Source organism: Micromonospora vulcania (assembly GCF_042658605.1).
Classification (GTDB): domain Bacteria; phylum Actinomycetota; class Actinomycetes; order Mycobacteriales; family Micromonosporaceae; genus Micromonospora; species Micromonospora vulcania.
Map to the genome: position 1 here is coordinate 409,265 of NZ_JBHSQS010000003.1, position 20,817 is coordinate 430,081.

21 protein-coding genes are annotated in these 20,817 nt (G+C 72.4%); 11 read left to right on the top strand and 10 right to left on the bottom strand.

Going from position 1 to position 20,817, the window contains the following annotated elements:
- Window positions 1–52 precede the first annotated feature (52 nt).
- The 6 genes from ACFQGL_RS06640 to ACFQGL_RS06665 form a co-directional block, all read right to left on the bottom strand.
- Window positions 53–1,438, bottom strand: a complete 1,386-nt coding sequence (locus ACFQGL_RS06640; protein WP_377506929.1) for a serine hydrolase domain-containing protein — start codon at window positions 1,436–1,438, stop codon at window positions 53–55.
- Window positions 1,439–1,487: 49 nt separating this feature from the next.
- On the bottom strand, window positions 1,488–2,309 hold the full coding sequence (locus ACFQGL_RS06645; protein WP_377506932.1) for a PIG-L family deacetylase: 822 nt from the start codon (window positions 2,307–2,309) through the stop codon (window positions 1,488–1,490).
- Window positions 2,310–2,375: 66 nt separating this feature from the next.
- Window positions 2,376–3,593, bottom strand: a complete 1,218-nt coding sequence (locus tag ACFQGL_RS06650; protein WP_377506935.1) for a ferritin-like domain-containing protein — start codon at window positions 3,591–3,593, stop codon at window positions 2,376–2,378.
- Entirely contained in the window at window positions 3,590–4,435 is an 846-nt protein-coding gene (locus ACFQGL_RS06655; RefSeq protein WP_377506938.1) for a phosphate/phosphite/phosphonate ABC transporter substrate-binding protein, read from the bottom strand. Before ACFQGL_RS06655 ends, ACFQGL_RS06650 begins: the two co-directional genes overlap by 4 nt.
- Complete coding sequence (locus ACFQGL_RS06660; protein ID WP_377506941.1) at window positions 4,435–5,604, bottom strand: acyl-CoA dehydrogenase family protein; 1,170 nt, start codon at window positions 5,602–5,604, stop codon at window positions 4,435–4,437. The genes ACFQGL_RS06655 and ACFQGL_RS06660 overlap by 1 nt, the downstream gene beginning before the upstream one ends.
- Window positions 5,605–5,695: 91 nt before the next feature.
- The gene (locus tag ACFQGL_RS06665; protein ID WP_377506944.1) at window positions 5,696–6,532 is read right to left on the bottom strand and encodes an alpha/beta fold hydrolase; all 837 of its coding nucleotides are present in this window, start codon (window positions 6,530–6,532) and stop codon (window positions 5,696–5,698) included.
- Between the two features lie 63 nt (window positions 6,533–6,595).
- Between ACFQGL_RS06665 and ACFQGL_RS06670 the strand changes: the two genes are divergently transcribed.
- On the top strand, window positions 6,596–7,294 hold the full coding sequence (locus ACFQGL_RS06670; protein WP_377506947.1) for a TetR/AcrR family transcriptional regulator: 699 nt from the start codon (window positions 6,596–6,598) through the stop codon (window positions 7,292–7,294).
- A gap of 399 nt (window positions 7,295–7,693) precedes the next feature.
- Window positions 7,694–8,059, top strand: a complete 366-nt coding sequence (locus ACFQGL_RS06675; protein ID WP_377506949.1) for a hypothetical protein — start codon at window positions 7,694–7,696, stop codon at window positions 8,057–8,059.
- 95 nt (window positions 8,060–8,154) lie between these two features.
- Here the strand turns inward: ACFQGL_RS06675 and ACFQGL_RS06680 are convergent, their stop codons facing one another.
- Window positions 8,155–9,012 carry an SDR family oxidoreductase gene (locus tag ACFQGL_RS06680; protein ID WP_377506952.1) on the bottom strand — a complete coding sequence of 286 codons (858 nt, stop codon included), beginning with the start codon at window positions 9,010–9,012 and terminating at the stop codon, window positions 8,155–8,157.
- 98 nt (window positions 9,013–9,110) lie between these two features.
- Between ACFQGL_RS06680 and ACFQGL_RS06685 the strand changes: the two genes are divergently transcribed.
- The gene (locus tag ACFQGL_RS06685; RefSeq protein WP_377507199.1) at window positions 9,111–9,506 is read left to right on the top strand and encodes a winged helix-turn-helix transcriptional regulator; all 396 of its coding nucleotides are present in this window, start codon (window positions 9,111–9,113) and stop codon (window positions 9,504–9,506) included.
- Here the strand turns inward: ACFQGL_RS06685 and ACFQGL_RS06690 are convergent.
- The gene (locus ACFQGL_RS06690) at window positions 9,503–9,625 is read right to left on the bottom strand and encodes a hypothetical protein (RefSeq protein ID WP_377506955.1); all 123 of its coding nucleotides are present in this window, start codon (window positions 9,623–9,625) and stop codon (window positions 9,503–9,505) included. The genes ACFQGL_RS06685 and ACFQGL_RS06690 overlap by 4 nt on opposite strands.
- Window positions 9,606–10,253 (bottom strand): helix-turn-helix transcriptional regulator, encoded by a 648-nt coding sequence (locus tag ACFQGL_RS06695; protein ID WP_377506958.1) that lies wholly within the window; start codon window positions 10,251–10,253, stop codon window positions 9,606–9,608. Before ACFQGL_RS06695 ends, ACFQGL_RS06690 begins: the two co-directional genes overlap by 20 nt.
- Window positions 10,254–10,339: 86 nt before the next feature.
- Between ACFQGL_RS06695 and ACFQGL_RS06700 the strand changes: the two genes are divergently transcribed.
- The 5 genes from ACFQGL_RS06700 (at window position 10,340) to ACFQGL_RS06720 (ending at window position 16,566) form a co-directional block, all read left to right on the top strand.
- Window positions 10,340–10,561, top strand: coding sequence for a hypothetical protein (locus ACFQGL_RS06700; RefSeq protein ID WP_377506961.1), 222 nt, complete (start codon window positions 10,340–10,342; stop codon window positions 10,559–10,561).
- 382 nt (window positions 10,562–10,943) lie between these two features.
- A complete protein-coding gene (locus ACFQGL_RS06705) occupies window positions 10,944–11,606 on the top strand; it encodes a hypothetical protein (RefSeq protein WP_377506964.1) in 663 nt (220 codons plus the stop codon).
- A gap of 114 nt (window positions 11,607–11,720) precedes the next feature.
- Window positions 11,721–13,709 carry a Xaa-Pro dipeptidyl-peptidase gene (locus ACFQGL_RS06710; protein WP_377506967.1) on the top strand — a complete coding sequence of 663 codons (1,989 nt, stop codon included), beginning with the start codon at window positions 11,721–11,723 and terminating at the stop codon, window positions 13,707–13,709.
- A gap of 124 nt (window positions 13,710–13,833) precedes the next feature.
- Complete coding sequence (locus ACFQGL_RS06715; protein ID WP_377506970.1) at window positions 13,834–15,342, top strand: CehA/McbA family metallohydrolase domain-containing protein; 1,509 nt, start codon at window positions 13,834–13,836, stop codon at window positions 15,340–15,342.
- 174 nt (window positions 15,343–15,516) lie between these two features.
- On the top strand, window positions 15,517–16,566 hold the full coding sequence (locus ACFQGL_RS06720; protein ID WP_377506973.1) for an aldo/keto reductase: 1,050 nt from the start codon (window positions 15,517–15,519) through the stop codon (window positions 16,564–16,566).
- Between the two features lie 41 nt (window positions 16,567–16,607).
- Here ACFQGL_RS06720 and ACFQGL_RS06725 read toward each other — a convergent pair whose 3' ends face one another.
- Window positions 16,608–17,207 carry a MarR family winged helix-turn-helix transcriptional regulator gene (locus tag ACFQGL_RS06725; protein ID WP_377506976.1) on the bottom strand — a complete coding sequence of 200 codons (600 nt, stop codon included), beginning with the start codon at window positions 17,205–17,207 and terminating at the stop codon, window positions 16,608–16,610.
- A gap of 114 nt (window positions 17,208–17,321) precedes the next feature.
- On the opposite strand from ACFQGL_RS06725, the gene ACFQGL_RS06730 reads away from it, so the two are divergent.
- The 3 genes from ACFQGL_RS06730 to ACFQGL_RS06740 all read left to right on the top strand — a co-directional run bounded on the left by ACFQGL_RS06730 (window position 17,322) and on the right by ACFQGL_RS06740 (window position 20,801).
- Window positions 17,322–18,893, top strand: coding sequence for an LLM class flavin-dependent oxidoreductase (locus tag ACFQGL_RS06730; protein WP_377506979.1), 1,572 nt, complete (start codon window positions 17,322–17,324; stop codon window positions 18,891–18,893).
- A 61-nt stretch (window positions 18,894–18,954) separates the two neighbouring features.
- The gene (locus ACFQGL_RS06735; RefSeq protein ID WP_377506982.1) at window positions 18,955–19,548 is read left to right on the top strand and encodes a helix-turn-helix domain-containing protein; all 594 of its coding nucleotides are present in this window, start codon (window positions 18,955–18,957) and stop codon (window positions 19,546–19,548) included.
- Window positions 19,545–20,801: an MFS transporter gene (locus ACFQGL_RS06740; RefSeq protein ID WP_377506985.1), complete on the top strand. Its 1,257-nt coding sequence runs from the start codon at window positions 19,545–19,547 to the stop codon at window positions 20,799–20,801. The genes ACFQGL_RS06735 and ACFQGL_RS06740 overlap by 4 nt, the downstream gene beginning before the upstream one ends.
- Window positions 20,802–20,817 lie beyond the last annotated feature (16 nt).

The following is a 20,817-nucleotide window of genomic DNA, read 5'->3' on the forward strand; positions in this document are numbered from 1 at the left end:
CACACTCCGATGCGGGTGGTGCTGCCCCGCGATGCGTGCCGGGCCAGTGCCCTCAGCTCACGGCCTTGGCGAGGGCGTCGCCGACGGCGGCGCGTACCGGGTCGGGGTTCGCCCAGCTCCAGTTCGGGTGGGCCCGGTTGGTGAGCAGGGCGAGCACGAGCTTGCGGTCGGGATCGACCAGCAGCGAGGGACCGGCGAAGCCGGTGTGCCCGAAGGTCCGCGCGGAGGCGAGCCGGCCCATGAACCATGGCTGGTTGAGGACGACGCCGAGGCCGTGGGCGGCGGTGCGGTTGGGGCGCTCCGGGTCGATGGCGGGTTTCCCCGCGTTGTGGTTGGTGAGCATCCGTCGGACGGTGCCCGCGGCGAGAATGCGCCTGCCCTGGTAGGTGCCGCCGTTGAGCAGGAGTTGGCCGATGGCGGCGAGATCGGTGGCGGTGGCGAAGATGCCGGCGTGGCCCGCGACGCCGCCGAGGTGGTTGGCGACATCGTCGTGGACGACGCCGCGCAGCAGGCCACGGGAGGAGCGGGCGTCGGTGGCGACCAGCCGGGTGGCCTTGGCGCCGCTGGACAGCCAGGTGTTGGGTTTGAAGCCGGTGTCCCGTAGGCCCAGTGGCCCGGTGAGGTTGGTCTTGAGGGCCTGGTCGAGGCGTTGGCCGGTGACCTTCTCGACGATCTTGCCGGCGGCCATGAGTCCGACGCTCGAATAGCGGAAGGTGCTCCCGGGCACGGCGCCGGAGACGAGCGGGGTGGCGAGCACGGCGTTCCAACGGGCCGCGTCATCGGGCAGGCCGGTGACCTTGGCACCGACCGGGAGGCCGCTGGTATGGGTGAGCAGCATCTCGACGGTGACCCGGTCCTTGCCGACGCCGGTGAAGCCGGGCAGGTAGTCGCGGACCGGGGCGGCGAGGTCGACCCGCCCCTTGTCGACCTGCTGGAGCAGCAGGATGGCGGTGTAGACCTTGGTGACCGAGGCGAGGTCGAAGACGGAGTCGGGGCGCATCGCGACCCGTTGGCCCGCCGGGAGCAGTTTCGGGCCGGCCGCGTACCGGAGTGCCTCCCCGACGGCGGTGTGCACCGTCGTCTTCCCGTCCACCAGGACGGTGGCGACCGCGCCCGGGAAGCCGCTGTGCCGCAGGGTCTGCGGCGTGGCGGGCAACTGACGCCGGAGCAGGGCGGTCACGTCCGCGGCATAGCGGGCCTGGTTGGCCGGCGGGGTGCCGCCGCCCGGCGCCGGGGTGCCGCTGGGCGTGCCGCTCGGCGCCGGGGCCTTACCGGCCGCGCCGAAACCCACCCGGTTGCCGGCGGCGTCGGTCGCGGTGACCGAGTCGCCGGGGTCGGTCCAGCCCGGGGCCGGTCCGCCCTTCTCGCCGCAGCCGGTGAGGGCGGCGGCCGTGGCGGCCAGGCCGGCCCCGAGCAGCGTACGACGGGCAACGGGCATGCCGACGATGGTGGCAGCCGCCCCCGGCGTACGCCAGTCGGCCCTCCGGTCAGCGTAGCCCGGCGAAAAGGTCGTTCTCGGGTGTCGGAGCGCCCGTGACGTCCCGGACCCGGACGAAGGTCTCCATGCCCATCAGCTCGGTGAACCGTTCCCGGCCCAGTTGGAGGAAGAAGATGTTCTCGGTCTGGCTGGCGTGTGTGGCCAGCGCGTCGTACTTCTGCGTGCCGTAGCTGCTGGTGTCCACCCAGGTGGTGATCTCGTCGTCGGGCAGCCCGAGCTGCGGCTCCGACTCGTCCGGCTCGGCCCACTCGACGCCGAGTTCCCGCATGATCCGGCCGAACTCGCCGAGGGCCGTGCGGGGCACGGTCGTCCAGTACACCTTCGCGGGGACGTCGGTCTTCGCGACGGCGGCCATCGTGATCCGGTGGGCCTGGATGTGGTCCGGGTGGCCGTAGAAGCCGTTCTCGTCGTAGGTGACGATGACGTCCGGCTCGTACTGTCGGATCAGCTCGGCCAGCCGGTCCGCCGCCTCGTCGACCGGCGTGATCCAGAACGCGCCGGGCTGGTCGTTCGTCGGCCAACCCATCATTCCGGAGTCGGCATAGCCGAGCGTCTCCAGGTGGGTGACCTTCAAGACCTCGCAGCTGGCCTCCAACTCGGCCTGGCGCATCGCCACCACGGAGGCCGGGTCGTGCCCCGGGTCGCCGGGCTTGACCCCGCCCGGGCCGTCGCCACATCGGCCGTCGGTACAGGTCACCAGCACCGTCGTGACCCCCTCCGCCGCGTAGCGGGCAAGGACACCACCGGTGCTCGTCGCCTCGTCGTCGGGGTGGGCGTGCACCGCCATCAGGGTCAGAGGTCGTTCAGCCATGCCCTCACCCTACGAGGCTCGGCGCGCTGGCACGGGCGGCATCCCTCCTTCCGGCCCGCGTACTCCTTACATGAAGTTGCGGGTGTGCAGGGCGGAGAGCGCGGCGGCCTCGTCGGGGCGGAAGCCCAGCCGGACCAGCCGGCGCTGGCGGCCCTGATCCATCGCGTTCTGCAACTCCTGCACCCGGTCGAAGCCGGCCGACACGTCATCGGGGTGCCAGCTTCCCGCCGCGAGCAGCACGAGCGCGTCGAAGACGTCCGCGTTGAGGCCCGCGGTGTCGACGAGCGCGTCGTGGCGGCGGTGGATGGCCGCACGCAGCCGGTCGCGCAGCAGCGGGTCCACCGTCGCCTGGTGTTCGAGGTGCGCCATGCCGAACACCACGTGCCGGCGCTCGTCCTGCATCGCCAGCCAGCAGATCCGGCGGGTCACCGGGTCCGGAGCGTTGCGCTCCAGGAACGACAGGAGGTCGACGAAGCTCCCCTCGCCCAGCACCGAGAGCAGGAACGAGGCCAGCGCGAAGTCGGACTCGGCGACGAGCGTGAAGAGCGACTGGCGGCCGCCGGCCGACGACGTGCCCAGCTCCGCGCCCCGCAGCAGGGCCCGTCGGGTGAACACCTCCATGTGCCGAGCCTCGTCGGCCATCTGCACGGCGAGAAGCTGCATCACCTCGCGGAAGTGCGGGTGGATCCGCCCCACGAACCGTGCGGGCACGACGAGTGCGGCCTGCTCGTTCTCGACGAGGTAGGTCATTACCTGCACCACCGCGGCCTCGACGTCCGTCGGCAGGGTGAACGCCTCGTCCCACGGCACCGCGGCCTCCGGGTCCCACTGCCGTGCGGCTGCCTGCGCGTACAGCTTGGGCGCGACGTCGGCCCACACCAGATCGCGGTCGTCCAGGTCGAACCGGGCCTCGGGGCCGCCGGCCTCCAGCAGCGCGCCACGCGCGCCGAGCCCCCAGCGGGGCGGTGGCCGGCTGCTGAGCGCCGACGGCAGGGCGGGCCCGGCCCGCTCCGCACCGAACCAGCGGTCGTCGTCGGCCCCGCCGCGAACGACCACCGCCACCAGGTCGCCGCGGTCCGCCGGATCCGGCCACTCGACCCGGTGACCCCGACCGCGGCACCAGGCCGGCAGGTGTACGGCCAGGGCGGGATCCCGACCGGAGACCGCCAGCCGGCCACCGGGCGGCAACCCGGCCAGGGCACGCTTCACCAGCAGGTGCGCGCCCCGGCCGAAGCCCAGCCCGCCGAGGTTGACCTCGGCGTCGGCGGCCGGCGCGGTGCTCATGGTCGGTAGTCCGGAGCCGTCACCCGCCCGTCCGGGGCGTAGAACCCGGTCGCGTCGACCGCCTCGGCGAGAGCGTCGTAACCCGTGGTGCGGCCGGCCTCCCAGGCGGTGAGCCCTTCGAGATCGAGCAACGGCCGGACCTGCGGGTCGGCGTACGACATGCCGCGCAGCAACGTGCCGAAGAGCTGGACCCCGGGGGACGCCGGCTCGCGGACCGTCATGTTGCAGTGGTCGTACCGCGCGGTCTGCGCGATGATCCGGGTGCCGTCGGGCGGCAGTGTGCCCTCCTGGACGAACGCCAGATGGTTGGCGTCGATCATGCAGGCCGCGTCCACCTCCTTGGCCAGCAGGGCCCGGGCGGCGTCGCGCTCCCCACCGATGTGGTCGCCGTGCAGGCCGACGCCGACGTCGAACCGGCGCACGTCGACGTCGACCCCGGCCGCCGCGAGGTGGCCCAGCGGGATCAGCGTCGCCTGCGGACTGTCCACGGCGCCGACGCCGACCACCAGGCCGGCGAGGTCCTCGACCTGTCGCACCGGCGAGTCGGCGCGCACCACCACGACCGAGCTGAGGTCCCGGTCGGTGTCGCGCATGGTGAGAGCGGACACGGCGACGTCGTTGGCCGCCGCCAGCCGCTCGGCCCGGAGCCAGGCGAGGGGCGAGTTCCACGCCGCGTCGATCCGCCCGGCGACGAGGTCCTCGACCTGCCGCTCGTAGTGGGAGTAGAGGACGAAGTCGAAATCCAGGCCCCGCCCCCGCAGCCAGGTGCGGAAGCCCTCCCAGATGGTCACCACCTTGGGGTCGTACGCGACCGCGCCCATCAGGACAGTCGGCGCCGGCATCAGCGGTTGGCCTCGTCGAGTAGTGGCAGCCCGGTGGCGACCCGGCCGACGAAGTCGTGCAGGGCGTCGGTGGTCGGTGCCATCACCCGGGCCGCGCGGGAGTCGCGGAAGCGGCGCTCCAAACCCAACTCCTTACGGAACGCGCTGCCGCCGCAGAGCTGCATCGCGCCGTCGGTCACCCCGGCGACCGTCTCGCCGGCGAGCGCCTTGACCTGCAACACCCGCAGCATCGCGTCCTCCCGGCTGGTCTCCAGCGCGGTGAGGGTGTCGCCGAGGAAGGCCCGCAGAGCGTCGGTGCGGATCTTCAGCTGGGCGTAGGCGCGTCGGGTGACGGGCGCGTCGCGAAGTGCCGCTCCGGTGTGTGTGAGCGTGGTGCCGGTGAGGTGCCGGCCGGCCTCGGCGACCGCACTGTCGGCGAGGCCGAGGCAGAACGCGGCGTTCAGCACCAGGAACCAGGGCAGGACCACGCCGAGCGCGGTGTCGAGGCCGGCGCCGTCGGCGGCGATCATCGCGTCGGCGGGAACCCGGAGCCCGTCGGCCGTCATCGGCCGGGAGCCGTTGCCGCGCAGGCCGAGCCCGTCGAAGTCACCGGCGACAGTCAGGCCCGGGCTGTCGGCCGGCACGAGCCACAGCGTCATCGGCCCCGCCCCGGGGGTCAACGGAAGGCTCGACCAGACGTAGCTGTTCGCCTCGCCGGCCGAGGTGACCCAGCTCTTTCGGGCGTCGAGCCGTACCGAGCCGTCGTCGGTCGCCGCCGCGGTGCCGGTCGGCGACCAGAAGTGGCTGCGCGAGCCGAACTCGGAGAACGCCAACGTGGTCAGGTGGCCGCCGGAGGCGATGGCCGTACGGACCTCACGCGGGCCGTGCGCCTCGATGACGGCGGTCGCCGCGTAGTGCATGAGCACCACCATCGCCGTGGACCCGCACTCGGCGGCGAGCCGTTCGATGAGCTCGGCGACCGTACGCATGCCCTGGCCGCCCCCACCGACCTCGGGCGACGAGGCCAGGCCGAGCAGGCCGGCCGCGCCCAGGGCATCGACGCCCTGCCGGGGGAAGGCCCCGTCCCGGTCGACGGTCCCCGCCTGGGGTCGGATCACCTCGTCGATCAGCGTGCCGAGCACGTCGGAGTCATCGGTCGTCGGTTGGGCATTGTCGAGGGTGGTCGTCATGCGGACGTCCCTTCGATCGGGCCGGTGGGACCGCCATCGAGGCTATCCGATGCGCATCCGCTGAGCGACGACTCGTCGGGTGCACGGGAGATCAGACGCGACCGCTCCGTTCCGGTGTCACCGGAGCCGCGAAGAACTCGGCGAGCGGGTCGACCATCCTCGGGTACGCCCGGTTGATGGCGTCGTGGCCGCTGCGGGGAATCACCAGGGTGCGCGCCCGGGGCAGGGCGCGGGCCAGTGCCTCGTTGAGGTCGACGTAGTAGGGCGGCCCGTCGGCGCCGCAGGTCAACAGCACCTCGGCGGTGACTCCGGCCCACCGGTCGGCCGGGCCGTCCTGTGCCCGGATCAGGCTGGACTCCTCCAGTGTCATCGGCAGCAGGTCGCCCATCGTGCGCCCGATCGGGGTCCGCAGGAACGCGCGGATGATGGCGACCCGTACGCGGAAGGGGAGCTTCGCCGCCGCCATCTGCGGGTTGATGCCGGCGGCCGTGATGGCGAGGCCCTTGGCGATGTCGCCCGCGCGGGCCGCCGCGCGCGCCGGGTCGAGCCAGGCGGCGGGAAAGCCACCGTCGATGGAGATCGCGGCGTCGTAGAGGGCGAGCCGGTCGATCGGCAGTCGGAGCGCGGCCTCGAGGGCGATGAAGCCGCCGGAGCTGTGGCCGATGACGTTGCCGGAGCCGGTGTGCTCCAACACCACGGCGAGGTCGTCGATGTCCTGCCCGAAGGTGTAGGGCTGCGACCGGGGTGGGGCGTCCGCCCGTCCGCGCCGGTTGAACAGGTGCACGGTGAACCGGTCGGCGAGCGCCGCGGCCAGCCGGCGGTAGACGTCGATGGTGACGCCGCCGCCGTGCACCACGACGATTCCGGGCCCTGCTCCCGTGGAGTGCAGCGCGATCGTCGCGCCGTCTCGTGCCCTGATCCGCTCCATGACCGGCCCACCCTTCCGCGAGGACAATAACTGCGAACGCCGTTTGCAATTTACAGTAGATCGGTGAGCGACGCACCTACGAGGTCCGGTGACGGCGACGCCGCCCGGCAGCCGATCTGGAGCAGGCCCGAACGCGGTAGCCGAGGGCCCGCTCCGGCACACAGCCGGGACGAGATCGTCACGGCCGCCATCGCACTGGCGGACGCCGAAGGTCTCGCCGCGGTGTCGATGCGTGCCGTCGCCGCCGCGCTGGGCACCGGTGCCGGATCGCTCTACCGGTATCTCTCGTCCCGGGACGACCTCCTGGACCTGATGACCGACCGGGCGGTGGGGGAGCTGCGGTCGCACCCACCGGCGGAGGGTGACTGGCTGGACGCGATGCTGCTGGTGGCCCGCCGGCAGTTGGCGCTGCACCAGCGCCATCGGTGGTTGGTGGAGGTCATCCACCGCCCGTCCGGGATCGGCCCCGAGAGCCTGGCCTGGTTCGACGACTGCCTCCGGATCCTGGAGCCGGTCCGCTGTGGCGCCACCGCCAAGTTCGAGGCGATCGCCATGGTGACCGGTGTGGTGACCCTCTTCGCCCGCAGCGCGGCGAGCGCCGGGTCGTTCACCCTCGCCGGCGCGGACCTCGCGGCGTACCCGCACCTGGTGGCGGCCTTCAGCCAGCCCCCGGCGCCCGCGCCTCGGACGGACCTCTTCGAGCGGACCCTGCGCGGCCTGCTGGCCGGGCTGCTCCTCGCCGAGCCCGCCGAGCGGGGCTGAGCAGCCGACCACGGGCCGCCGACCGTTCCTGCGGGACACGTCGCTGGTGGCCGAGCAGCCGCAGGGATGGTCCCGGCAGGGAATCGCCGAGCAGAGCGACTGCCAGCAGGCGTTGGCCGTGGAACTCGCCAAGCACCGCGGTGGCGGGATGGACCAAGAAGCTGGCGTACGCCGGCGGAGTGCACGCGGTGGGGTTGCCGACCAACTCGCCGCCGTAGCCCTCACCGGCGGCCGCTTCCTGATCGATATCCGCCCGGAGCCGGCCCGGTGGCCGCCGGTCGGTGGGTCAGGCCCCGCCGGGCGGCCGACCCGCGAACTGGTGCGGAACAGCCGAACCTCGGGGCCGGCTGGTCTAGGTTTCGGTGGTGAGGCCCGCGTCGGCTGGTGAGAGGTGAGACCGTGACCGAACCCGATCTTGAGAGCCTGCGGGAGCGCGCCGCGAGCGGTGACCGCGACGCGGTCGACCAGCTCGTCGAGCTCGCGGGTGAGCGAGGTGACCTCACGGAGCTGCGCAGCCTCGCCGACGGTGGCAACACCGACGCCGCGGCTCAGCTCGTCGAACTCGCCAGCGAGCGCGGCGACATGGACGAGTTGCGGCGCCTGGCCGACGGCGGCGACCGCGACGCGGCCGATCAGCTCGTCGAATTGGCCGCTGAGCGGGTCGACGTCGCCGAGCTCCGGCGGCTCGCCGACGGTGGCAACCGCGACGCGGCGGACGTTCTGGCCGACCTCACCGACGAGGCCGAGGCCGAAGACCCGGAGTAGCCGTACCGGTCGCTCGCTGGTGGCGCCGGGTGTTCGACGGTTGCGGGACCCCCGTCGAACACCCGGCGCCGGCCCGAAGGCCGCCGGCCGGCCGATCAGGCCTGCGCGGCCCGGATGGCGTCGCGCAGCGGCGTGCTCGGCCGACCGATCAGCCGGCTGAGGTCGTCGCTGTCGGTCGTCAGCTCGCCGATGGCGATCGAGTTGTCGAGCGCGGCGACGAACCCGGCGGTGCCGGCGTCGAGGCCGACGTTCTCCAGGGCCGAGGCCAGCTCGGCGGCGGACAGGTCCTGGTGGACGACCGTGGTGCCGGTGACCTCGGTCACCGCGGCGGCCAACTCGTCGAAGGTGAACGCGGTGCCGCCCAGCTCGTAGACGGCGTTGCCGTCCTCCTCGCGGGTCAGGGCCGCGGCGGCTGCCGCCGCGTAGTCGGCGCGGGTCGCGGCGGAGACCTTGCTGCCACCGGTGGCGCCGAGGATCGTGCCCGTCTGCACGTACTGCGGTAGCTGGTCGGTGTAGTTCTCGGTGTACCAGCTGTTGCGCAGCGCGGTGTACGTCAGGCCGGACGCGGCCAGGACCTCCTCGGTGGCCTTGTGCTCCGGCGCGAGCGGGTTCGTGGTGGTGTCGGCGCCCAGGATGCTGGTGTAGACCAGGCGCTCGACGCCGGCCAGCTTGGCCGCGTCGATGACCGCGGTGTGCTGGGCCACGCGCTGACCGGGGGTGTCGCCGGAGATGAGCAGCAGGCGGCGTACGCCGGCCACGGCGCCGGGCAGCGTCGACGGATCGTCGTAGTTGGCCTGGCGGATCTCGACACCGCGCGCGGCGAGGTCGGCCGCCTTCTCCGGGGTGCGGACGATGGCGGCGATCTCGGCAGCGGGCACACCGGTGTCGAGCAGCTGCTCGATCACCAGGCGGCCCAGTCGGCCGGTGGCACCGGTGACGGCGTAGGTGGGCATGGCAACCTCCGAGAAGACGATGGCAAAACCGTAAGCACTTACGAATCTACAGCACTTCCTCGTCTGAATCCGCAGGGTAGGCTGGTGAGGTGAACGACATGCCCTCCCAGGACCCGGCGGGGCCTACCCAGGAACTCGTCAGCGATGTGTTCGCGCGGGGCTGCACCTCCCGCGCGGCCTTCGAGGACGTCACCTCGAAGTGGGCCTCGCTGGCCCTGTTGGCGCTCGGCGAGGGTCGGTACCGGTTCAATGCGCTGCGGCGGCGCATCGACGGTGTCAGCGAGCGGATGCTCTCCCAGACCCTGCAGACCCTCGAGCGCGACGGGATGCTGACCCGCGAGGTACTGACGGCGATCCCTCCGCGCGTCGAATACTCGCTGACCCCCCTCGGGGCCCGGGTCGCCGAGCAGTTGCGCGGCCTCGCCGACCTGCTGGAGGCCTCCGTACCGGAGTTGCAGACCGCCCGCGACGCCCACGAGCGCGACCGGGCCTAGGTGCTCTGCGCGCAGATCCTGGTCATCTCGGCCAGGTAGCTGGCCAGCGTGGGCAGGCCGACCTCGGCTCGGCGAAGATCGACATCGTGCTCGTCCCGGTCACGCCTTGAGCGTCTCACGAGGTGGCACTCCGTAGCTGGCGTGGTAGCGCGCGGTGAACCTGCTGTGGTTGGCGAATCCCCACCGACTGGCGATCGCGGAGACGGTGTCCCGGTGCGGGTCGGCCCGCACCAGGTCGTGGTGGGCCCGGTCGAGTCGGATCCGGCGCAGGTACGCCATCGGGGTGGTGCCGAGATGCCGGCGGAAGGCGAGTTGGACGGCACGTACCGAGACGGCGGCGGCGTTGGCGATGTCCGCCGCGCTGATGTCCCGGTCGGCGTGCTCGTCCATGAACGTGATTGCCCGGCGCAGGGTGGCGGTGCTGGCGTCCCGTCGGTCCTCGATGGTCGGATCGGTGACCGCCGTGTTGGGAAAGACGGTGAGCGCCGCGGCGGCGAGCATCCGTGCGGCGTTTCCGATCACCAGCGGCTGCGCGCTGGCGATCGGGTTGGTCAGCACGACGTCGGTGATGTAGCTGGTGGTGTTGCGCCACTGCCGGGCGAGGGCGGTGGCCGCGGGCCCGAGGTCGGTGAACCGGATCTGACCGGGGCGCCGGGCCGGCGCGGCGGCGGCGACCTGTGCCAGCACGCCCAGGTCCAGCACGCAGAGCTCCACCGCGCCGGGTTGCCAGCGCAGGGTGGACGGCATGGTGGGCTTGGTGGCGAGGAAGACGTCGCCGGGCGTGAACCGGTCGGCTGAGCCGTCGCAGCCCGGTCGACCCGGGCGGTGCGGGTGTGGCCGATGACCAGGCCGTCGATGTCCCGCACGCCGATGTCGAGGTTCGCCGTCTGCCCGGCGGTCGCGAGGGCGAACGGCCCGGTGTCGACCCGGCGGTGGAGCAGTCGGTATCCCAGGTCCCCGCTGCTGATACGGAGATCCGGGTCGTAGGTCGTGGCCAGGAACTGGTGGATGGCCACCGGATCTCGGCTGTCGAATTCTCGGGTCTGCACTGGTGACGTCATCCGCTGTCTCCGTCGAGGGAGGATTGCCGCCGAAGGGTGGACCGGGGCCGGCGGTGGGAGGGGTGGAACGTCGCGAGCGGGACGGCGGCGACCGGTCGAAGCGGGTGTCGGGTCTGGGCAGACCGTTGATCTTTTCTATTGCGCAATATCTAGCGATGGGAATTTCACCATACGACAATCATCGACGTCACGCCCACGATCCAGAACGGTCTGTCGGCTGGTTGACTTCGCTTTCCGGCTACCCCGTGCGGTATTCCTGCGCGTGCTGACCTAGTCACCTCGGCGCTGGCGACGGAATCCTGATCACGATCTTCCCGGGACGTCGGAGGACGACCCGGCCGCTGCCGGGCGACCGGCCAACGGGAGGGGGTGCACGTTGGACGGTACCGATCCAGACCGTGTCGTTCGGCTGGCGGTGGCCGAGGCACTGGCCCGGGTGGCGGACGAGGACAGCCTCGGGCTCGGCGAGGGGGACGCGCTGGAGAGCCTCGGTGCCGGCCTCCGCGAGGTGCTCCGCCGCGCACTCGACGACCGGGTGCCGTTGGCCACCCCGCACTTCGTCGACCTCTGCCGCGACCTGGGCCTGAACCGCGACTCCATGGACCTGCTGGGGCACTACCTGTTGACGGCGCTGTTGGCCCACCACGTGGGGCCGGACGCCCTGATCCGGGTCGGCGTGCTCCTCGGCACCGTCCGGCGCTATCTGCCCGCTGCCCGTCCACCGGCGCTCCCGAACCGGCACCCGGCGTCCCGGCGACGTGACCCGCGCTCGGACAACAGCGCGGTGGGCCGCTACCGCCGGGCGAAGTTGCCGGAGCACGTGCCCAGTCCACCGAGCTGGACGTGCACCGGTTGTGGCCGCGAGTGGCCGTGCGCCACCAAGCAGAGTCAACTCCTCGCCGAGTTCGGTGGAGCGCGTGCCGCGCTCGCCGTGTACCTCGGTTCCTGTCTCGTCGCCGCCGCCCAGGACCTGCCGACGCTGCCGCTGCCCCGTGCCCGGCTGCGCTTTCTGGGCTGGCTGCCCCGCGCCCGGATCTGACCCCGGTGCGGCCCGACGCCTGACCGGACAACCAGATCCGCGCGGGCTCTAGTCAAGAACGACATCGATGCGATGGAATGTCATTCCCGCACCACATCCTGGGGGAGGACGTCGATGTCGTCCACTTCGTCGGCCGCCGGCATCCGTGCCCGGGTCGCCACGGTCCTGGCCGGAGTGCTGCTCATGGCCCTGCCCGGCACGCCGGTAGCCGCGGCTCCGGCGATCGCCGACCCAGCCGCACCGGCCCAGCCGGGCCCGCCGCACATCGTCGGTGAGCAGACCGTCCCCGCCTACTCGTACGCCGATGCGATCCGGGAGAGCGTCTGGGTCCAGACCCGGGCCGACACCGACGGCGACGGCGTACGGGACCGGGTGGCGGTCGACCTCGTCCGCCCCCGGGAGGCAGCGGCCGCGGGGATCCGGGTACCGGTCATCATGGACGCCTCGCCGTACTACCTGTGCTGTGGTCGGGGCAACGAGAGCGAGCGCAAGACGTACGACGCGGCCGGCGTGATCGCCAAGGCGCCGCTGTTCTACGACAACTACTTCGTCCCGCGCGGCTACGCGTTCGCGGCGGTGGACCTCGCCGGCACCGCCCGCTCCACCGGGTGCGAGGACGTCGGTGGCCGGGCCGAGGTGGGCAGCGCCACGGCGGTCGTGGACTGGCTCAACGGGCGGGCCAACGCCTTCACCGCCGACGGTCAGCCGGTCCGCGCGGAGTGGAGCACCGGCCGGGTCGGCATGATCGGCAAATCGTGGGACGGCTCGGTCGCCAACGGGGTCGCCGCCACCGGCGTACCGGGGCTGGCGACCATCGTGCCGATCTCGGCGATCTCCAGCTGGTACGACTACCAGCGTTACCAGGGCGTGCTGCGCGCCGCCGACTACCCCGGCTACCTGCACTCGTACGTCAACGGTCGTGGAGACGAGGCCTGCGCCCAGGTGCTGGCGCGGCTCCGCACGGACAGCGCCGAGGAGACCGGCGACTACAACGCGTACTGGGCGCAGCGCGACTACCGGCCCGCAGCGGGTCGGGTCCGGGCCAGCGTGTTCGTGGCGCACGGGGTCAACGACCTGAACGTCACCACCAACCAGTTCGCCCGCTGGTGGCAGGAGTTGGCCGAGCAGGGCGTGCCCCGCAAGCTCTGGCTCCACCAGGCCGGCCACGAGGACCCGTTCGACGTCCGGCGGGCCGAGTGGGTGGCCACCCTGCACAGCTGGTTCGACTACTGGTTGCAGGGGCTGCGCAACGGGATCATGGACGAGCCGCGGGTCGACCTGGAGACCGCCCCTGGTGTCTGGACGACGCAGCGGGACTGGCCGGCGACCGGCACCCGGAAGGTTCGGGTCGCCCTCGGCGCCGGTGACGGCGTGACCGGCACCCTCGGCGGGCGCGGCGCGCGGCCGGGCCAGGAGCGGTCCTACGTCGACGGGTCGCTGACCGAGTCGGCGCTGGTCGCCGAGCCAAGCACCGCGGCCGCCGGCCGGTTGGTCTTCCTCTCCGGCGCGCTCACCGCGCCGGTGCGGATCTCCGGCAGCGCCTCGGTGCGGTTGCGGATCCGGGTGGACCGACCGACCACCGAGCTGACCGCCCGACTGGTCGACTACGGCACCGCCGAGCGGATCCAGTACGGCAGCTCGGAGGGCGTACGGACGCTGGCCACCGAGTCCTGCTGGGGAGCGGCCACGGCGGCCGACGACGCCTGCTACCGCGACACCGAGGAGATCACCGCGGTCACCGACCACGCGGTGCTGACCCGCGGCTGGCTCGACGCCGCGCACCACCGCTCGCTGCGGTTCAGCTCCCCACTGCGGCCCGACCGCTGGTACACGGTGACCGTGCCGCTGAACGCGTACGACGCGGTGCTGCCGGCCGGGCACCTGCTCGGCCTCGTGCTCGGCCAGAGCGACCCGGAGTTCACCGAGACCGACGACCAGGACGCCACCGTCCGGGTCGACCTCGGCCGCAGCGAGCTGATCCTCCCGCTCGTCGGCCGGGCCGGGCTGCCCAGGGTCGACGTCGCGCCGCCGGTGGTCACCGCGCCACCCGCTCAGCCGGCACCCGCGCGGACCGGCCCTTGGGACAACCGGCAGCTTCCCTGAGCGCGCGGCACGACCGGGCGGAGGTATTCATCGTGGCCCCGCGCCCCGTACAACGGCTGTTCATCGCCCTCTTCGAGGCTTCTTGATCGGACGAGCATTGACTTGATCGAGGAGAGGCTCTCACGTGAGGGACAAGCAATCCGAAGAGGCCGAGCGCGCGCAGTTGTCGCGGCGCAAGCTGGTCAAGTACGCGGGCGTCGGCGCGACGCTGGCCGCGGCCAGCCCGCTGGTGGGCGGGGCCGCGGCGTGGGCCGACGAGGAGCGCCGGCCCGGCGACGACAACAGCGACCGGGGCAGCTCCAAGAACCGGGCGTGGCGCGCTGGTGACCACCACGTCCACTCGGAGTACAGCGGCGAGTTCGACACCACGAAGTCGCCGATCGTCTTCCACAAGGGCGCGGACGCGGTCTACCCGATCGTCACCAACGCCATCATGGCGAAGAACTTCGGTCTGACCTGGGCGATGTGCACCGACCACGGCGGACCGACCCACTCCAAGGTGAACATCGAGCAGGCGTACCCCGACCTGCTGCGCTCGCGCAAGCTGGTCCCCGAGGTGCTCCAGTTCTGGGGCATGGAGTTCGACGCGCCGTCGCTGGACCACCACACGCTGATGATCCCGCGGCACGACGACGAGGCGAAGCAGCTCTTCGAGCTGGAGAGCCGGTTCGCCAAGTACGACGCGTTCCCGACCGACCCGGCCCGGGACACCGAGGCCAAGATGGTGGAGTTCCTCAAGGTCGCCCGGGGAATGCCGCACAAGCCGCTGGTGATCGCCCACCACGCGTCCCGCTCGGCGCCGGGGCTCGGCGTCTACGGCCAGGACACCCCGCGCGAGTTCCGTAACGGCAACAACGCCGCGCCGGACGTCTACATCGGCTTCGAGGGCGCGCCGGGCCACCAGGCGGGCCCGCTCAACGGCGGTAAGCGCGGCGGGTACGGCAACCACCCCACCTACGGCGGCTTCGACCAGATGACCGCGCGGGTCGGCGGGCTGTGGGACTCCCTGCTCGGCGAGGGACGACGCTGGTGGATCACCGCCACCTCGGACTCGCACGTGCACTGGACCCGTGGCGGCTCGGACTTCTGGCCGGGCGAGTACAGCAAGACCTACGTGCACGCCCGTCAGGACTACGGCGACATCATGGACGGCCTGCGCAACGGCCGGATCTGGGTGACCACCGGTGACCTGATCCGCAGCCTCGACGTCACCGCGAAGTCCCAGGGCAAGACCGCCGAGGTGGGCGAGACCATCACGGTCAGCCGGCGCAGCCGCACCGATGTCGAGATCGAGATCACGTTCCGCCCGCTGGACGGCGTGAACGGCAACGGAGACCGCCCCGAGGTCCGCCGGGTCGACCTGATCGTCGGCCAGATCACCGGCCCGAGCGCCAACCTGGACGCCGACACCAACCCCACCACCAAGGTGGTGGCCCGGTTCGGCCCGCGGGACTGGCGTCGCCAGGGTGCCGACTACGTCATCCGGCACACCCTGCGCAACGTCGAGGCCGACACCTACGCGCGGGTCCGCGGCACCAGCACCGACGAGGCGGAGCCGCTCGCCGACGGGCTGGAGAGCCCGTGGGACGACCTGTGGTTCTACTCGAACCCGGTGTTCGTGCACGTGCGCTGACACCAGGCGCGACGGCGGCTCAGCGGTCCGCCGGCACGGCTCGACGCACGATGGTCGGGCGGTGCCGGCGGACCGCTTCGTCGTCGGGTTGACCTCGAGCGCACTCGAATACCTAGCGTGACCGGACGGGCCCGCCGCCCCCGTTCGCGCGGCACAGACCCTTCGGAGGGCTTCATGCGCTACCGCGTCCTCGGCGGTACCGGTATCCAGGTCAGCGTCCACTGTCTCGGCACGATGATGTTCGGCGCGGTCGGCAACCCCGACCACGACGACTGCGTCCGGATCGTGCACGCCGCACTGGACCGGGGGATCAACGTCGTCGACACGGCCGACATGTACTCGGCCGGAGAGTCGGAGGTGATCGTCGGGAAGGCGCTACGCGGCCGGCGCGACGACGTCGTGCTGGCCACCAAGGTCCATTTCCCGATGGGCGAGGGACCCAACCGCGGGGGCAACTCCCGGCGCTGGATCGTCCGGGAGGTGGAGGAGAGCCTGCGCAGGCTGGGAACCGACTGGATCGACCTGTACCAGGTGCACCGGCCGGATCACACCACCGACGTGGAGGAGACCCTGGGCGCCCTCACCGACCTGGTCCGGGCCGGAAAGATCCGCGCCTTCGGCTGCTCGACGTTCCCGGCGGAAGAGATCGTGCAGGCGTCCCACGTCGCCGAACGGCGGGCGCTGGGACGATTCCGCACCGAGCAGCCGCCGTACTCGATGCTGGCCCGGGGGATCGAGGCGTCGGTGCTACCGGTGTGTCAGCGCCTCGACATGGGCGTGCTGGTGTGGAGCCCGCTCGCCTCCGGTTTCCTCTCCGGCCGGTACCGGTCCGGTCGGCCGGTCGACCTCGGTGCCGGCCGACCCGCGCTCACCCCGGCCCGCTTCGACCCCGCGTTGCCGGCCAACGCGGCCAAGTACGCCGCGGTCGACCAACTCGTCGCGCTCGCCGACGAGATCGGCTGCACGCTGCCCGAGCTGGCCGTGGCGTTCACGGTCGCGCACCCGGCCGTCACCTCGGCCATCATCGGCCCGCGCACCATGGAGCAGTTGGATGGTCTGCTGGCGGGCGCGGCGCTGACCCTGGACGACGCCGTGCTGAACCGGATCGACGAGATCGTCGTGCCCGGTACGAACCTCTACCAGCCCGACGGGGTGTGGGCGCCGCCAGCGCTCACCGACGCGTCCCTGCGGCGACGGCCGCTGTCCGAGCGCGCCGCCGCCTGACCGGAGCGCCGCACCGGCTGCCGCACCGGCTGTCCGCCAGCTCAGGTGCGGCGGCGGGTGCGGGTGGCTGGCGCCCGCCGCGTGCGTGCCGTCGGCGCCGATCCGGTCGGCAAGGGTGCCGGCGTGGGAGGGGCCGGGTCGGGCTTCACCTCTGCGACCACCTCGCAGAGGTCGCGGAGCGGGTCGACGGCCTGGGCCGAGCAGGCGACCCGCTGTAGCAGGGCCCGCAGGGTCGCCTCCTCGGCCGGCTTGAGCGTCGCCAGCAGGTGTGACTCGACCTTCCGCAGCGCCAGCCTCCAGCGCTCCCACGCCGCGTGCCCGGCGTCGGTGACGTCCACCAATCGGCTGCGCCGGTCGGCAGGGTCGGCTCGACGGACGACGAACCCCGGTCCTTCCAGGTCGTCGATCACGTAGGTGAGCACGGTGCGGTCGATGCCCAACTCCTCGGCGATCGCGCCCTGGTTCCGGGCTGGACCGTTGATCGCCGCGGTGAGCACCTGGTAGCCGCGCGGGCCACCGGGAAACTCGGCGAGCGCGTGCTCGGCCGCCCGGACGTAGCCACGAAAGACGATCCCGAGCATCCAGCCCAGGTCGTCGTCGAGCGGATCGGGCCGGTCCCGCGCGTCGGTGGCAGACGTCATAACCCGAGAGTAGCGCAGTGAGCGAGACCTTGTTAGCAGAAGATGTTCTGCATGGCATAAGGTTTAGCCAACGGCGCATCGTCCGAGGCGTCGCGGGACACGGGAGGCTTGCAGATGAGCGACTACGGCCACGACCTGGTCTTCGGATCGTTCACCAGCCCCGGCAGCGACGATCCGGACCACACCGTCGGGCTCGCCGTCCTGGCCGAGCAGGTCGGGCTGGACCTGGTCACCTTCCAGGACCACCCGTACCAGCCGGCGTTCCTCGACACCTGGACGCTGCTCAGCTACGTCGCGGCGCGGACCAGCCGGGTGCACCTCTCGGCGAACGTCACGAACCTCCCACTGCGCCCGCCGGCGGTGCTCGCCCGCAGCGTGGCCAGCCTGGACCGGCTCACCGGCGGCCGGATCGAACTCGGCCTCGGCGCGGGAGCGTTCTGGGAGGCCATCGAGGCGATGGGCGGCCGGCGGCTGACCCCGGGGGAGGGCGTACGGGCGCTGGAGGAGGCCATCGAGATCATCCGCCAGCTCTGGGACGCCGACACGCGTGGCGGGGTACGCGTCGACGGCGAGTTCCATCGTGTGGTCGGTGCCAAGCGCGGCCCGGCGCCCGCGCACGCCGTGCCGATCTGGCTGGGCGCGTACAAGCCCCGGATGCTGGCGCTCACCGGCCGTCGGGCCGACGGCTGGCTGCCCACGCTCGGCTACCTCCAACCCGGCGACCTGGCCAAGGGCAACGCGATCATCGACGACGCCGCGGTGCAGGCCGGCCGCTCGCCCCGGGACGTGCGGCGGTTGCTCAACATCTCCGGCCAGTTCTCGGCCGTCGGCCGCGGCCCGCTCAACGGGCCCGCCGACCAGTGGGTGCAGGAGCTGGCCGAGCTGGCGTTGGAGGAGGGCGTCAGCGCCTTCATTCTGGCCACCGAGGACCCCGACGACCTGCGTCGATTCGCCGGCGAGGTGGCCCCTGCCGTCCGCGAGCTGGTCGCGGCCGGGCGCGACGCCGAGATCGCACCGGAGCCGGAGCCGGAGCCGGCACCGGTCGTGACGCGGCCGGCACGGGCTTCCCGCCCGAGCGTGACCGGTGGCGCGTTCGCCGTGGTGCCGACCCCCGACGACGGCCGGCGGCGCAGCGACCGGCGGGTCTGGGACGAGTCGACCCGGCCGACCGGCCCCGCGCGCGACCCCGCGCGCACCTACACCCCGCACGAGCAGGCCACCGGTCAGCATCTCGTGCAGGTGCACGACGGCCTGCGCGCCGAGCTCGCCCAGATCCACGACCTGATCGAGCAGGTCGCGGCCGGTGAGATCGACGCGGGCACGGCCCGGTCCCACATCAACACCATGACGATGCGGCAGAACCGGTGGACGCTCGGCGTCTACTGCGAGTCCTACTGCCGCATCGTGACCACCCACCACACCATCGAGGACCAGTCGCTCTTCCCTCGGCTGCGCCAGCGTGACCCCCGCCTCAACCCGGTCGTCGACCGGCTGGAGCAGGAACACCACGTCATCCACGACGTGCTGGAGGGCGTCGACCAGGCCCTGGTCGCGTACGTCGGGGCCGCGGACGGACTGGCCGAGCTGCGCGCCGCGGTGGACCTGCTGACCGACGCGCTGCTGTCGCACCTGAGCTACGAGGAGCGCGAGCTGGTCGAGCCGCTGGCCCGGCTCGGGGTGGGCTGATCGCGCCGCCCCGGCTCGTTCAGGAGTTGCCCAACCTGACGTGAGAGACTACTTTCGAAACATGTCTCTCAAGAATCCGTACGGGGATTTCGAGATCACCGAGCCGCAGGCGCTGCGGGCGCTGGCCCATCCGGTCCGGCTGGCGATCCTTGAGCACCTGCAGCGGCACGGCCCGGCCACCGCCACCGGGCTCGCACCGCACGTCGGCGCCACACCGTCGGTGGTCAGCTGGCACCTGCGACACCTCGCGACGTTCGGCCTGGTCACCGACTGGGATGGCGCCACCAGCAGGCGTGAGCGCTGGTGGCAGGCCGTCGCCCGGGGCTTCCGCTTCACCCCGCCCGAGAACGCCGAGGGGCAGGCCGCCACCCAGCAGCTGCGCGGCGAGATCTTCGCCCGACTCGCCGAGGTGCCCCAGCAGTGGCTGCTGCAGGACGAGCCCCGACTGGACTCCGAGTGGCGTGGTCTCGCCGGCACGTCCGACACCCGATTCGTGGCCACCGCCGACGAACTGCGGCAGCTGGAGGAGTCGATCGAGGAGCTGATCGCCCCGTTCGTCCGCCGCAAGGAGGAGAGCGCGCCGGCCGACGCCCGGATCGTCCGGATGCTGCGCTACCTGCTGCCCGAGCCCGGCGACGACCAGGCCGCGTCGTGACCACCGTCGGCACCGCGCCCGCACCGGCCCTGCACCGCGACCGGCGGTTCCGCACCTTCTGGATCGGCGAGACGATCTCCCAGTTCGGCGACCGGGTCAGCGAGCTGGCCCTGCCGTTGATCGCCATCTCCCTGCTCGCCGTGACGCCGGCGCAGGTCAGCGTCCTCACCGCGCTGATCTGGCTGCCCAACCTGCTGGGCGTGTTCGTGGGCGCGTGGGTCGACCAGCGCACCCACAAGCGCCGGCTCATGATCATCGCTGACCTGATCCGCGCGGTGGTGCTGCTCAGCCTGCCGGTCGCCTACCTGTTCGACGCGGTCACCCTCACCCAGCTCTATCTCGTGGCGCTGCTCACCGGTGCCGGGGCGGTGCTGTTCGCCATGGCACGCCAGGCGTTCTTCGTCGCGCTGGTGCCGCCGTCGGCGTACGTCGACGCGAACAGCAAGCTGAGCATGAGCCGTGCCGCCTCCTTCGTGGCCGGCCCGGCCGTCGGCGGTGGCCTGGTCCAGGCGGTGACCGCGCCCATCGCGGTCGTCGTCGACGCGGTGTCCTTCCTCGGCTCCGCGCTGCTGCTGCGCGGCATCCCGGTCACCGAGGTCGCGCCGCCGCCGCAGCGGTCGTCCACCCTCAGCCTGGTCCGCGAGGGGCTCGTGCTGGTGGTGCGTCACCCCGTGCTGCGCGCCGCGCTGGGCTGCACGAGCACCGTCAACTTCTTCACCTTCATCGCCACCGCGCTGTTGGTGCTCTATGCCAGCCAGGACCTTGAGCTGTCGGCCGGCGCCATCGGCATCGCGTTGGGCGCCGGCGCGTTCGGCGGGCTGGCGGGTGCGGCGTTGGCACCGCGGGTGTCCCGCGCCATCGGCCTGGGTCGTACGGCGATGCTCGGTGTGGTGCTCTTTCCCGCGCCGCTGGCGCTGACCGCGCTGGTGGGCGGCCCGACCTGGGCGAAGGTCGGCGGGCTGGCGGCCATCGAGCTGGTCTCCAGCGTCGGAGTGATGCTGATGGACGTCAACCTGAACGCTCTCATCATCGCGGTCACCCCCGCCGACGCGCTGGGCCGCCGGGCCGGTGCCTACAGCGCCGTCAACTACGGGATCCGGCCGCTCGGTGCGCTGGTCGGCGGTGCCCTGGGCACCACCATCGGGCTGCGGCCGACGCTGGTCGTCGCCGGCCTGGGTGGCGCGCTCGCCGTGCTCTGGCTGCTCGCGTCGCCGGTGCGCTCCATCGCCACCATCGACGAGCCGGCAACCTGACCACGCGGCGGGGGCG